This window comes from Burkholderia sp. L27(2015) (assembly GCF_009765705.1).
Lineage (GTDB): Bacteria > Pseudomonadota > Gammaproteobacteria > Burkholderiales > Burkholderiaceae > LMUX01.
In genome coordinates this window covers 384,342-398,129 of sequence record NZ_LMUX01000021.1, presented here as the reverse complement: position 1 = coordinate 398,129, position 13,788 = coordinate 384,342, and the positions used below count along the sequence as shown (strand labels likewise).

Annotated in this window: 11 protein-coding genes; 5 read left to right on the top strand and 6 right to left on the bottom strand. The window is 56.9% G+C overall.

All coding sequences use genetic code 11. The annotated features are described in order from the left end of the window. The first annotated feature begins 73 nt into the window (after positions 1-73). The 5 genes from GSQ77_RS20175 to minE all read left to right on the top strand — a co-directional run bounded on the left by GSQ77_RS20175 (position 74) and on the right by minE (position 6,086). Complete coding sequence (locus tag GSQ77_RS20175; RefSeq protein WP_158904544.1) at positions 74-1,879, top strand: diguanylate cyclase; 1,806 nt, start codon at positions 74-76, stop codon at positions 1,877-1,879. Between the two features lie 325 nt (positions 1,880-2,204). Next, positions 2,205-3,845 carry a methyl-accepting chemotaxis protein gene (locus tag GSQ77_RS20170; protein ID WP_216854922.1) on the top strand — a complete coding sequence of 547 codons (1,641 nt, stop codon included), beginning with the start codon at positions 2,205-2,207 and terminating at the stop codon, positions 3,843-3,845. Between the two features lie 286 nt (positions 3,846-4,131). After that, the gene (gene minC, locus GSQ77_RS20165) at positions 4,132-4,929 is read left to right on the top strand and encodes a septum site-determining protein MinC (RefSeq protein ID WP_158904543.1); all 798 of its coding nucleotides are present in this window, start codon (positions 4,132-4,134) and stop codon (positions 4,927-4,929) included. 80 nt (positions 4,930-5,009) lie between these two features. Continuing rightward, positions 5,010-5,825 carry a septum site-determining protein MinD gene (gene minD, locus GSQ77_RS20160; protein ID WP_158904542.1) on the top strand — a complete coding sequence of 272 codons (816 nt, stop codon included), beginning with the start codon at positions 5,010-5,012 and terminating at the stop codon, positions 5,823-5,825. A gap of 9 nt (positions 5,826-5,834) precedes the next feature. Next, the gene (gene minE / locus GSQ77_RS20155; protein ID WP_158904541.1) at positions 5,835-6,086 is read left to right on the top strand and encodes a cell division topological specificity factor MinE; all 252 of its coding nucleotides are present in this window, start codon (positions 5,835-5,837) and stop codon (positions 6,084-6,086) included. A gap of 234 nt (positions 6,087-6,320) precedes the next feature. On the opposite strand, the gene GSQ77_RS20150 is transcribed toward minE, so the two are convergent. From GSQ77_RS20150 to GSQ77_RS20125, 6 genes are read right to left on the bottom strand one after another with little or no spacing between them, the layout of a single operon-like run. Next, on the bottom strand, positions 6,321-7,691 hold the full coding sequence (locus GSQ77_RS20150) for a glutamine synthetase family protein (protein WP_158904540.1): 1,371 nt from the start codon (positions 7,689-7,691) through the stop codon (positions 6,321-6,323). A 2-nt stretch (positions 7,692-7,693) separates the two neighbouring features. Further along, positions 7,694-8,806 (bottom strand): histidine decarboxylase, encoded by a 1,113-nt coding sequence (locus tag GSQ77_RS20145; protein ID WP_158904539.1) that lies wholly within the window; start codon positions 8,804-8,806, stop codon positions 7,694-7,696. Beyond that, a complete protein-coding gene (locus GSQ77_RS20140) occupies positions 8,803-10,062 on the bottom strand; it encodes an acetyl-CoA carboxylase biotin carboxylase subunit family protein (RefSeq protein WP_158904538.1) in 1,260 nt (419 codons plus the stop codon). The genes GSQ77_RS20145 and GSQ77_RS20140 overlap by 4 nt, the downstream gene beginning before the upstream one ends. After that, on the bottom strand, positions 10,052-11,284 hold the full coding sequence (locus GSQ77_RS20135) for an MFS transporter (protein WP_158904537.1): 1,233 nt from the start codon (positions 11,282-11,284) through the stop codon (positions 10,052-10,054). Before GSQ77_RS20135 ends, GSQ77_RS20140 begins: the two co-directional genes overlap by 11 nt. Further along, entirely contained in the window at positions 11,281-12,606 is a 1,326-nt protein-coding gene (locus tag GSQ77_RS20130) for a hypothetical protein (RefSeq protein WP_158904536.1), read from the bottom strand. Before GSQ77_RS20130 ends, GSQ77_RS20135 begins: the two co-directional genes overlap by 4 nt. Continuing rightward, the gene (locus tag GSQ77_RS20125; protein ID WP_158904535.1) at positions 12,603-13,736 is read right to left on the bottom strand and encodes a phosphotransferase family protein; all 1,134 of its coding nucleotides are present in this window, start codon (positions 13,734-13,736) and stop codon (positions 12,603-12,605) included. Before GSQ77_RS20125 ends, GSQ77_RS20130 begins: the two co-directional genes overlap by 4 nt. Positions 13,737-13,788: the final 52 nt, after the last annotated feature.

Sequence of the window (13,788 nt, the reverse complement as noted above, 5' to 3'; positions counted from 1 at the left end):
GCGCACGCGGATAGGTGCAGTGGAATACCAGCCCATCGTTTTCAGAAGATGGGGCGAAGTGCGAGGAACTAAGGTGAATCGGGTTTCCAAATCGACAACGGTCGGAATCGTGCTGCTCGTATGCGTCTTGGCGAACGCAGGCCTGATGCTGCGCAACGACTCGGAACTGATAGGCTTGCACCGGCCCGCGCTCGACATACGCGACGCGCAAAGCACGCTGCAGGACGTCCAGGTGCAGCTGCTGAGCGCCGAAACCGCGCAGCGCGGCTATCTGCTCACCGGCCAGAGCGGATTTTTGAAGTCGTATTCCAATTCGGTGGACGCCCTGGGCGCCGCCAGTGCGAAGCTCGATAAGGAGCTCGGTTCGTTGCCGCAAGAGAAGCAACGACTGGCGGAGCTGCATCAAGCGATCACGCAAAAACTGACCGCGATGGCCGATACCGTGTCGGATTTCTCCGCCAAGCGCAGGCTCGAGACATCGGCGCAGTTGCGCGCTGGGGCCGCCGAGAGCCGCACGGATGAGATTCGCGCGCGCCTGAACGAGATGGCGGACCGTCAGATCGCCGTCTATCGCGACATGGTCGGCGAGCAAGCCCGCGCCGAGGCTAGCGCGCAGGACCGCTCGCGGCTGATTTTCGCGTTTTCGTGTGTGGTCAACCTGGGTTTGCTATTCATCTTCGCGATGCTGGTGCGGCGCACCCGAAGCAAACACGCGCGAGCCGAGCAGCAGGCGCTGGAACAGAGCGAAGGCCTGGTCAGCTTGCTGACCGAGGCGGCGCGTCGCAACAAGCAAATTTTCGAACTCACCGAACTGAGTCAATATCTGCAATCGAGCGCGGATCTCGACGAGGCAACCCGGCTGCTGAGTATTTATCTACCGGTGATCCTGGAGGCTGCCGATGGCGCCGTCTACCTGATAACCGAGAGCCGGACCCACTTGCAGCTTGCGGGCTCATGGGGCAACACACGCTACCGCCGGACCGTGACGCTTGACGAATGTTGGGCGCTGCGCAAAGGCTATATACACCGACAGCCGCGCGAGCATGGGCCGCAATCGTGCCGTCATCTGGACGAATATCGCGCCACGCCGGGCGCCATCTGCATCCCGCTTGCTTCCCAGGGCGAGCAGCTAGGCTTGCTGTTCATGCATCGCGATAACGCGCTTCAGGAAGTGGAACTCAACGACCGCTATTTGCACGCGGCGGTCGAGCAGATTTCGCTGGCCATCGGCAATTTGAAGCTACGCGAGAGCTTGCGGCAGCAGTCTATTCATGACGCGCTGACGGGGCTTTATAACCGGCGCTTTCTGGAAGAGTCGCTGCAACGCGAGGTGGCGCGTTTCGAGCGCCAACGCATGGACGATCCGAACGCGTCGTTGGCGCTGCTGATGCTCGATGTCGATCACTTCAAATTGTTCAACGACCGCTTCGGCCATCAAACCGGCGATCTGGTGCTCAAGGAGGTCGCACGCGTGTTGCGCGAACGTGTTCGCGAGAGCGATCTGGTGGCGCGGTTCGGTGGCGAGGAATTTTCGGTGGTGCTGCCCGATATCGATCGCGCCGGCGCCGTGGCGCTTGCGGAGCAATTGCGGCATGCAGTCGAACATATCAGCTTGAGCACCGGCACCAATGAAGTTGCGTCGGTGTCGATATCGATCGGCGTCACGGTGTTGACCCAACCGGGCATGTCGTCGCCGGCCGATCTCTTGCGCGCGGCTGACCGGGCGCTGTATGAGGCCAAACGCCGTGGCCGCAACCAAGTCAGCATCGCGGCACGACTTTCCGATGGACTGGAGCTTCCGTTTGTCGAAAGCGCTGCGATAGGCGTGCAAGCCGCGCCGGAGCGCGAGACGGTGGCGCGCGATTGGTCGCGCGACTGATCGCGAATTGACTGCGAGTCGACTGCATAAGCGGTGATCGCTGACCGGCCGCGATTCGCGATCGCTCTTCCGGCTCACTCTTGCACCCCATTCATTCGTTCGTCTCATGCAGCGGTGCCGGCTATCGGCAACGGTCATCAGCATCATGCGTTGGCGGCACCCATCAGCGTCATTCAGCAGCCGCCCTCATCAACCGTACACGTCGATGTCACTCATTGATGTCACTTAATGCGCGTATACGCCGATACTCCCCGGCGGGTCGTCGGGCGACCATGGATAGCCAAAAAATCTTATTAAAATAAATCAACACGATCGGGGCCGCGCCATGTTTCTACACCTGTCGATTCGCGCCAAACTTTGGCTCACGATGGTTTTTCTCAGTGGCCTGCTCATTGCCGGTGGTGTGATCGGCCTCGTTGGATTGCGCTCAGCCAATCAGTCGCTGGGCGATGCTTACTCGACGGAAATCACAGCCGTGCAGACCATCGGCATGTCGGTCATCCATATGGAGCACGCGCGCGCAATTCTCGACAAAGCGATGATGACCCCCGATCTGAGCGGCGCGCCCGCGATAATCACGCGCACGAAGCTGTTCCTCAACGAGGCCGATGTCACCTGGAAGGCCTATCTTGCGCTGCCGGCCCAGCCGGATGAAAAGGCTCTGGCGGATATCGTGGTGGCCAAGCATGACCAGTTTGTGCACGCGGGGTTCGAAAAGCTGTTCACCGCAATCGCCGCGGGCGACCATGACACCATCAACGATGTGGCGCTCACCAAGATGGCCGGTCTGATGGATCAATACGTAACCGCCAGCAACGCCCTGCTCGATTTCAAGAAGCAATACACCGCGTCCCAATTCGCCGACGCGCAAACGCGCTATCACGAGATTATCGCGATCGCTACAGCGGGAGTTATCGCGGGCGTCCTATGCGCCATCCTGTGCGGGTATTTCTTGCAGCGCTCGATTTCCAGGCCGATTGGCGTTGCGATGACGCATTTCAAGGCGATCGCCAGCGGCGACTTGTCGGGCACGATAGACATTCGTTCGCGTGATGAAATGGGGCAATTGTTAAGCGGCCTGACCGAAATGCAGCAACAGCTATCGGGCACCGTGACCACCGTTCGCTCCAGCAGTGAGTCGATCGCAGCGGCTGCACGCGAGATCGCTGCGGGCAATCAGGATCTGTCGGCACGCACCGAGGCGCAAGCGTCCTCGCTCGAGCGTACCGCTGCAAACATGGATACGTTGACGATTACCGTCAAACAAAACGCCGGCAATGTGCAGAACGCGCGCAGTTTGACCGATAGCGCCGCATCGATCGCGCGGCGCGGCAGCGAAGTGGTGACGCAGGTTGTCGCGACCATGGATCGGATCAAGGCGAGCTCGACCAAGATCGAAGAAATTACTTCGGTGATCGACGGCATTGCGTTCCAGACCAATATCCTGGCGCTCAATGCCGCCGTGGAGGCGGCGCGCGCGGGTGAGCAGGGGCGCGGCTTCGCGGTGGTCGCCAGCGAGGTGCGCAGTCTGGCCCAGCGATCGGCTGCCGCCGCCAAGGAAATCAAAGGCCTGATCGGTAGTTCGGTGACGGCTGTGAACGACGGTGCCGGACTGGTGGCCAGTGCCGGCTCGACGATGAGCGAGGTTTCGCTGGCCGTGAAGCGCGTGGCCGACGTGATGGAAGAGGTCGCCATCGCGTCCGCCGAGCAGACGGACGGGATCGAGCAGGTCAACCGCGCGGTGGCGCAGATGGACGACGTGACTCAACAAAATGCATCGCTGGTCGAACAGGCCGCCGCCGCGGCTTCCTCGTTACAGGAGCAGGCGGCGCGCATGGAGGAATTGGCTGCCAATTTCAAGCTCAAGCCGGGTTTGATCGCGGGCGACGCGCGACACACCGAAGCCCTGCGCAGCGTCGAGATGCCGCGCCAGCGTTCGCCGCAGCGTTTGCGGGTGGTGGTTTGAGCGGTTTGTTCGCTTCGCATGGCTGCAAAGCTTCGACCGCTGGGCTCGCTACAATCGCCCGGTTCGCGCCCAGCACGATGACCTCCGCTCGTGAACCCCACCCCGTGAACTCCACCCCGCTGCGGCGGGGTTTTTTTTGATGTCGCGCCGTCATCGGTAAGATAGCGAACAGGCGGCTGCGGGCCCCGAGCATCGCCCGAATGGAAAATTAGCGTGTCTGGAGCACGCGCTACGCCGATCTGGTCGTGCAGCACTGTAAAATAGAGAAAATCCTTAACCAAACCCTATGTCGCTAAAAAAATCGCCATTCTTCGAAATTCGCAGCGGTTCCGTCGATACCCTTCTGTGCGTTGTCAAAACTACCGACCTGGCCGCGTTGCGAGAAGAACTGATCCGGCGCTTTGAAGCGACCCCCGAGTTTTTCGCCAACGATGTCGTAGTGATCGATGTGCGACGGCTCGAGGCCGATGAGCAGATCGCGCTCGACGAGCTTGCGGCTCTGCTCAGTGGCGTACGGCTGCGCCCGATGGGCGTGGTTGCCAATCCTGCGCAACACGGCTGGGTGCAAGCCAGCGGCTTGTCGCTGCTGGACGCCCGCGACAAGCGCGGCGCCACGCGCGCCAGCGCCGATCATGCTGCCGAGAGCGCCGATAGCATCCAGGCGGCTCCCGCGAGCGGCGGCAGTGCCCAGGGCGCGGGGAGCCCGGGGCCTGCAGCCGAGCCCGCCGCACGGGTCGTGGCCGCCGCGCCGCCCACGATGGTGATCGATCGGCCGTTGCGCTCCGGGCAGCAAATCTACGCGCCCGGGGATCTGGTCGTGCTGGGCTTGGTCAGCAACGGCGCCGAGGTGATCGCAGCAGGCAATATCCATATTTATGCGCCTCTGCGCGGACGAGCGCTGGCAGGCGTGCATGGCAATCATGAGGCGCGCATTTTCTGCACTTGCCTGGAACCCGAGCTGATTTCCATCGCCGGGATTTATCGCACTACAGAAAACCCGCTCGCGCCCGAATTGCTGGGCAAGCCCGTGCAGATCACTTTGGACCAGGAGAAATTGATTTTCGAACCGCTGAAACTGACCTGAACGCAACTACGCCGCCGGTAAGCGGTCTAGGGTCTTTTACAGCAGATATTCATAAAAATTTATACGCAAGGTAAAAACGCATGGCAAAAATTATTGTGGTGACCTCGGGCAAAGGCGGCGTCGGCAAGACCACCACCAGCGCGAGTTTCGCATCCGGGCTGGCGTTGCGGGGTCATAAGACGGCAGTGATCGATTTCGACGTGGGTTTGCGTAATCTCGATCTGATCATGGGCTGCGAACGGCGTGTGGTGTATGACCTGATCAACGTGATTCAGGGCGAGGCCAAGCTGAATCAGGCATTGATCAAAGATAAAAAGTGCGAAAACCTTTATATCGTTCCGGCCTCGCAAACGCGCGATAAAGACGCGCTGACGCAGGAGGGCGTCGAGAAGGTCATCAACGATCTGATCGCGATGGACTTCGAATATATCGTCTGCGACTCGCCCGCCGGGATCGAATCCGGCGCATTGTTGGCGATGCATTTCGCTGATGAGGCGCTGATCGTCACCAATCCCGAAGTGTCGTCGGTGCGCGATTCGGACCGCATCCTCGGGATCTTGTCGTCGAAGACCAAGCGCGCCATCGAAGGGCGCGATCCGGTGCGTGAACATCTGCTGATTACGCGCTACAACCCCAAGCGGGTCAACGATGGAGAAATGCTGTCGATCGACGATATACAGGAAATCCTGCGCATATCGCTGATCGGTGTGGTGCCGGAGTCGGAATCGGTCCTGCATGCATCGAACCAGGGCATCCCCGCCATTCATCTTAACGACAGCGATGTCGCGCAGGCTTATCAAGATGTGGTGGCTCGTTTTCTCGGCGAAGACAAACCGCTGCGCTTTACGGACTATCAGAAGCCGGGGTTGTTTTCGCGTTTGTTCGGCAATAAGTGAGAGGCCGGCATGTCTATCCTTTCGTTTTTGCTGGGTGAAAAGAAGAAGTCCGCTTCGGTTGCGAAGGAGCGCTTGCAACTCATCATTGCACACGAGCGCGCCGGTGCAGCCCCGGCCGATTATCTTCCGGCACTGCAGCGCGAGCTGGTCGCGGTGATTTCCAAGTACGTAAAGATTTCCGACGACGATATCAAGGTCAGCCTTGAGCGTCAGGACAATCTCGAAGTTCTGGAAGTCAAGATCGAGATTCCGCAAGCCTGAGCCGGCGGTAAAAGGGCACGCGATTTCTGCGTGGTTCTTTCTCTGATTTATTTATTAAGTTATGCGAAATTATCGTAAATCGCCTAGACCGGGGACGCACGGCCGAGGCCGGATTGAGCGACTGGGCGCTTGGGTACTTTCATGGCCGCAGGCGTGGCCACCGCGTTAGCTGGCGCCCTCGTCGAAATCTTGGCCGTGATAGCAGTCGGTGCGGCCGGTTTTTCCAGCCATGCGTCAGATGATTTCTAGATAACGCTTCAACTCCCAATCCGTTACTGCCATCTGATACTGTTCCCATTCCCAGCGACGTGTCGCTGAAAAGTGCTGCACGAAGCGTTCTCCCAACCAATCGCAGGCCGTAGCAGACGCCGCGAAGCGTTGGGTTGCCTCATCGAGAGTCCGCGGGTTGCGCTGGCTTTGCCCGCGATCCCGCGTAGTGACGTCATTGATCGCCAGTCCCTGTTCAATGCCTGCCATGCCGGCAGCGATGGAGGCGGCAATCGACAAGTATGGATTTGCGTCGGCACCGGGACAGCGTGTCTCGAGTCGTGTTGAATGCTTGCCTCCAGGGATCACGCGCAGGCTGGCGGTTCGATTGTCGACACCCCAGTCTGCATTAAGAGGTGCCCAAAAGCCATCCACAAGTCGCTTGTAGCTGTTGACGTTTGGCCAGAACAAGGGGCCAAACTCGGCCACGTATTTGAGTTGTCCCGCGATGTAGCTCTCCAGTAGTCGACTTATTCCATGAGGCCGAGAGCCGTCAAAAAATAGGTTGCTATTGCCGTCCGTAAGGCTTTGATGCACATGGCCGGAGCAGCCTGGCAGTTGAGGATTCCACTTCGCGATGAACGAAGGCATGATTCCGAAGCGATGGCCGATTTCTTTGGTGGCAGCCTTGAACAAGACCGCATGATCCGCTGCACGCAGCGCCGTTGTGTAGGCCAGCGCAACCTCGTATACGCCGGGGCCGGTCTCGGTATGCAGCCCTTCTACAGGGATGCCATATGCTCGCAATTCGTCGAGCAGGGTACGGACGAATGCCCCGTTTGCATTGGTGCGGAGTAGGGAGTAGCCGAACATTCCAGGAGTAATGGGTTCCGGAGCGACACCATTCTTGTCATTCCAAGACTTCGGAGATTCGGCGAAGTTGTACCACTCGAACTCTACGCCGCAGAGGACCTCATAGCCTCGCTCCTTAACGCGAGACAGCACGCGTTTGAGCACTTGACGTGGGCACAGCGAATGAGGTGTGCCGTCCTTTTCAACAAATTCCCCAAGCACGAAAGGAGTGTTGTTATCCCAGGGCACGTGTCGAAGCGATGACCAATCGAGATGCACGCCTGCGTCCGGAAACCCCGTGTGCCAGCCGGTTTGCTCAGTGTTGGTAAACGGCGAATCACACACATCCCAACCAAGGACAACATTGCAAAAACCTAAGCCTGCACGCGCACTGCTCTGCGCCTTGTCTTTACTCAAGTATTTGCCGCGCAGTACCCCGTCGAGATCTGTGATCGCCACCTTGATGAAGGGAGATCTGTCATCATGAAGCGCTTGCCAAGGTTCAGTTTCGCTTGCCGCGTTGCCGGCAGCATCGTTGTAGGCCATATCTAGTCCACTTCGCAATCGAGTTGTTCTGCGCAGTACTGCTCTGCAAAAATGTTGAGCATCCGCTGGTCGTTGTTTGGCATGACGACCGCGTGTGCTCTCTCGCCCTGACAGGCTAACTGCCACTCTTTTACTAGAGCTTCGGACGGGCGCGGGAAGACCACTGTGTTGGAATAAAGGTTGCGTGTGGCTGGGACGCCGTTTGAGCGTAAGGTAGTGGTTAGGCCCTCGGCGTTATCGATGCAATCCCTGATCGTTTTCGGCCAATATGACGTGTGCTTGGCGATTAGCGCATCATAGAGCGCGATGACGGCCAACCCACTGCGGGAACCGCTCAGCGTGGAATCCACGGAGTTAAGGTATTCGATTCTTTTCGCGAAGCGCGCCATATGCTCTCGCTTCGTGACGACCACTCCGCATGGGATCGGGCTTCCAGGCATCTTGTGGCCAGACGCTGAAACGCTGTCATGGAGCGTTCCGCTGATGGCATACGGCGCAGAGACCTTTTCGATGAAGGGCAGAATCATGCCGCCGAGCGCCCCATCGCCATGCAAGTAAATGTGCTCTCTGGCGATACCGCAGCTTGTGGCAGCATCGAGCATCATCGCTGCCGAATCATAAGCTCCCGAAAAGGTACTGGAAATGTTTGAGACCATGATCAAGGATTTCGCACCACTGCGCTTAATAGCTTCCGAGAGTGCGTTATAGTCAATCTCTCCGCTGGGCTGCGTCGCAACTCGGATCGACGGCAGGCTATATGCTATCGCTGCCTTGGGCACTGAGTAGTGAGCCGCCTCGGAATAGACAAGATGCCCCTGTGGTTGCGAGCACTTGCCATAGAGGATGCCGGCCAGATTACCCTCTGTCCCGCTTGAGGTCACATAGCCCCAGGCGTCGCTGAATTCCCACAACTCCAGAAAGAAGTCGATTACGTCCTGTTCATACTTTCGACTATCGCTCGCGTAATTCGAGGCAATATAGGGATCGCCGAGGTTGTTGATGAGCAATCCGAGTGCGTCTGCCACTGAGCGCATGTCAAAGCGCAGGTTGTATGGATATCCCAGATGCTTTGCATGCAGCCGCTTAAGTTGTTCGAGATAAGGTTGATAGCTCACGCGTATCCCCTTGTGGAGTTATCCTCTTTGGCGGTACTTTTCAGCACGACGCCCGCCGTTTCGCATATCCCCTGGATATCGAAATCGAGGTGTTGCGCATCGCTGGATGCCAGAGAGCAAGTTAGCAGGCTATCGGCGCTATAGCGTGTCGGTGCGACCAGGTCCCCCTTGGTGTAGTGGTAATTGATTCGTCGTAGTGTTTGCCGTTCAGTTCCCTCGAGGCCTTTATAGCCTGCCACGACGCCCGCGGCCTCTGACAGCAGCAGAAGAGAGGCCCCGTACCGTATTGCATTCAATGGTTCTCCAATGGCAGTCGGCATGCCGAGCTGAATGCGAACGTGCTCTTCCATAAGGTGAACACCGAACGTGTCATAGATGGCGTCGGCCACGCCGCCACCCACCGGGCGAATGGCAACTTCGCCGAAGGTGAGGTTGTGATCATCATGAAAAAATTCAAAGTGAAATACGCCGTCGCATGAGTGAAATGCTTGTAGAACCACAAGTAGCTGACGCTTTGCTTCTTCGTGAAGCGAGGTGTTTGCGTTGCTAAATCGAGTTCCGGCCCAGCGACGCCCAACAAAGTCCAGGGGCGGGACTTCATACTTGCCCAGCGAGGAGAACAAGATTTCGCCGCGGCGTACCACGGCATCGAGGTGATACACGTCCCCTTTGACGAAAGCTTCAACCAAGTACCCGGAGCGCTGTTGCGACGGTGTTGCCAGGAAGGTGTCCACGTCCGAGGAGGATTCGAGTACGGTGGTGTCTTGTGACCCGTAGCCGTCGCGTGGCTTGGCGACCAGCTTCTTGTACTGCAGAAATAAGTCGCGCACACTCGTATCATTCGCGCCTTCGCAGTACGCTGGCAGGCCAATACTGCTGTTTCGCAGTGCAGATTTCATGGCGATCTTGTCGCGAAATAAGGTCGCGGTGGCCGTATCAAGACCAGGGAATCCCAGTGTGTTCCTGGCAAACACAACCGGTGTCAGATCTTGTTCGGAAATGGTTAACACCTGCGCGACACGATGACGTGTCATCAGAGTACGGATAAGGTCAGTCAGGTAATCGTCGCATTGCCGAAGCTCAATAAGGTGCAGTTCGGCATAGGCTCCTTGAGGAGGAAGAGGCGAGGTCCTGAGCGAATTGATGAAGATCAACTGATGGCCTCGCAAGGGTTCGATTAGCGAGCCGTCTTTTAGCAGCGTGTCAAAGCCGACACGCGAAACAACCACGATGGCATCGCGCTTGTCATGTTTCATGCTTCTTTCTCCTCATCTCATATGTTAAAAACAAGGCAGCTACCGCAGCGCTGCAAAGCCACACGGCCAAGAGAGCGCCGTGGTTCAATAAGAGTGCGTTTAACCAATTCATCAGCGATAGCGATAGGGCACCAACTAGAGCGACCATGCCAAACGCCGTGCCAGCGGAGCGGGAGTTCACATGGCGGGTAGTGAGGTGGTCCACCCGATTGCTAAGAACAACCTCCCCCAATGTGAAGAACACCATCGCGACGATGACCAACAAGACACTTGCATAAGCGCGTTGTTGGAAGAAAGCGGGCCCCTCCACGGTTGCTACAGCACAGGCCGAGAAGAACGCCAAAAACGAACCGAATCCGAGCCACGAAGGAACCCGGTGAACTACAGCCGTCAGAAATCCCTGGACCAACAGCACGACTCCCGTGTTTACGATGAATGCAAGCGCGACGTACTCGTTTCCTAGTTGTCCTTGGAAGAAGACAGGGATGAGGAACTCAAAATGGGAGTACGCTGCGAAAAATCCGAACTGAAGTACTAGGACGTGGAGAAACGGAAGTGATCGCAAGTCTGACCATTGGAAGGCCGCACGCTGTGCGGGCTGGTGCGGTGCCTCCTCGCGAAAGAGCGCGAGGAGTGCCGCGTTCGCCACGTAGACAAATACGATTATTTGACAGGCAATGACAAAGTGATGCGCCACCAATATCAGACCCAACAATGGACCAAGCGCTGCTCCCAAGTTCAGGAAGGCATTTCTCAGACCAATGACGCGAGCGAGTAGTGTTGGTAGCGCGCGATATCGGGTATAGAGCAATTTACGCAACGCGGGATGATAAATAGCGGCGCCAAGACCGTTGAGCAGCGCGGACGCCAACAACGTATGACGCGAAGGCGCCAAGAGGAGCAGCGTAAAAGAGGCTGTGCGAATCACTACGCCGGCGATCGCCATTGACTTGGCGCCATAGGAGTCGGCAAGCATTCCGCCTGCCAAGGAAAGCGCGCGTTGGCCGATAACCTTGACGGAAATCAAGAGTGCGGAAAATGTCAGCCCGTACCCTAATGTTTTCGCGACATAGATGGCGAAAAACGGGGTAATAATCGAACTGCCCAGACTGAACAGCAAAACGCTGCCCAAATGCGCAACGGCTGACGGATCCTGAAGTACTCGTGCGTCACGCGGTGGGTGCTCGGTATGAGGAGTGTGCGGACGTGCACTCAATCTCATTGCAGGCTCGTGCCGACATAGACCGGCGCCATATAGCCATCTTCCGAATAAGACACGATCTTCTGCGCCGATTGCGTCGCTCGAACAGTCATACCTGCGTAGGCCGAGTTGATCGCGAATAGACCGAATATCAGGTTGACCTCCCTGCTAACGCAACCCTCGCGCACTGACCAGCCTGTTATGCTGCACGGCTGTGGGTGGATTCGTTCCTGCAACACATGCGCTACGCCGCCGGTCGCTAGATGGTTCAGTCGTTCAACCCACGCTGCCGCAGAAAAATCCTGACCAAAGATGACACCTACGCCACCTTGTCCATCCACTGGTTTCGCCACCAATGTTCTCTGATTTTCCAAACCAAAGGCAATGTTTGATTTGGAAAGCAATCGCGTCGGAGGGATGTATTGGTGAATGTCACTTAACTCGTTGGCAGAGTAGTGTGTCGCATAAGCTGGATCCGATAGAAGCGCCAGCACCGCCTTGTTGCCATATAGGCGTGAGTCCAATGGCATGCCCATGCCGACCTGTTCCTCGCGGACGCAGCGTAGTAGGGGTTCATAGAGGCACGGCTGCTTGCGAATATCGCTTACGCCGAATAAACGATAGACGTAGTGCACCCGCTGACCTTGAAAAAAGACACCGTTCGGTGCGATTTGAAGGTCGGCGATGGTGCAAGCGCTTGCCTGGGCGCGTGCCGTGTCACGCAAGGCGTGTGCCATAGCCCTATTCCAGTCGGCATGTTTGTTGAAATGATCCGTGGAGTCGACAATGCAAATGTTGGGCTCGTCTACGCCGCTATAGCGTAGTTGTGCTTCCTGAAGGACCATTTGGGTCCAGAGCGTAGCGGTATCTATCCGCTTTGCATTATGCGTATCGAGCACATGCTGAACCTGAGCCTGACGCTCCAACTCCTGGAAGGCCCAGTCGAGGTGATAGCAGCCGATCGAGCTGCCGATATTGAACTCGGTGAACTTCCAGCCGGAAGTCGTGAAGTAAGCATCACTGCGAGCGAAACGAGCGGATGATGCGTTGGGCGTTGATATTATCGTCTCAACAGCACCTAGTTCGAGGCCACATGCCCTGGCGAACGTTCTGACATCACCTTCGAATAAGCGTTGTGGAAGGGAGTAAATCAAGTCGACAAGCCGGGCGGTGGCAAGCCCTGCCGAAAGAGCGGATTGGCGAGGCACGAGCACGGGGCTTGCAATTAGCCGCTCGTTCGCTGCGAGGAGCTTGTCCTTTACGCAACGCATAGCAGTGTTAGCGAAGCCTTCAAAGAATGGAGCGTTGTCTTTGGAATTGGATAGCAGAATGGTCGGGGTCATCTTGCTAGTGCTCCTGGTTGTTGGGTCATGGTGGGAATACCGCGTTGAAGTCTGTCAATCATGTTCAGCGTTAGCCAAAACGTAATTTTGTTTGGGGCCCATTTCGAATATTTGAGATTCCCTGAGAGACAGCAGATTAAGTAAACGACAAAGCGGACATGCTCCCCAGTTGTCGCTTCGCGTTGCAGGTACATGCCCAGCACGTCAAGTGCACAATCAATCAACTTCTGCCGTTTTTCGTGTTGTTCAAACAGTTCATCGAAGGTTTCTAAAATTACGTTTGCTATAGCTGAATGGGCCAAGCATGCGATGTCATACAAGGGATCAAAATGACCCTCGGCGCCGTTTTTTACTTGATCCCACGTGACTCGCGGATCGATGAACTTGATGGAATCACCTTGGCAAATAATGTTTCCCAGATGCGGGTCCCCATGAATAAGAGATTCCGAATTGGGTAGGTTTGCCAGGTACACATCAACTAACCGAGAGAGGGCTTCTGACAGATGCCTCGCGCCTGCCCTAGCCAAAGGCTCATGGCCCGCAGTCAGGTAAAATCTCTCTATGTCGAGTGGTGACTGATCTCGCAAATTCTTGGTTGTTGCGTGGCAATTTAGTATCTCGGCTAGACGCTTCTCAACGATGATTCTGTGGTACGTCGATCCATATGGGCGGCGGGATACGTTGTGCAACGTTCGCAATATCAGCAGGCTCGGACCGAGTATTTCTTCGACTAGTTGGGCTCCGAATCCACAGACGTGTCGTCGCAATTTCTGCTCGAGCGTTTCGCCCGGCAAAAACTCGGTAACGTAGAGTCCTGACTCGCGCTCCACATGCAGAATGCGGGGACATGTGCCTGGAAGGACTGAGTTAATTCTTCGAATCTGTGCCACTTCTTCTTCGGCGGCCTGCGGTGCAATGGTCTTCGCAACCATGCTGCAATTTGCACTAAGCTTCACAACGGACATTGCCTCTGCGCCACTCGGCAGTACCTCCAATGCTAATGCGCCCAGTTCGGGGAGCTTTTGGCAAAGTGTCGCCGCTAGTTTGGGCTGTAACAACTCTAAGCAGCTTTTCATTGCGCCGACCAGAAAACGGTAAGGACCGTTGATCGCATAGTTTTGGGAATCCAATGGTTATCTGTTGGGCGTGGTCGACCGGCTCACTGGCATATTTGACAGGTTG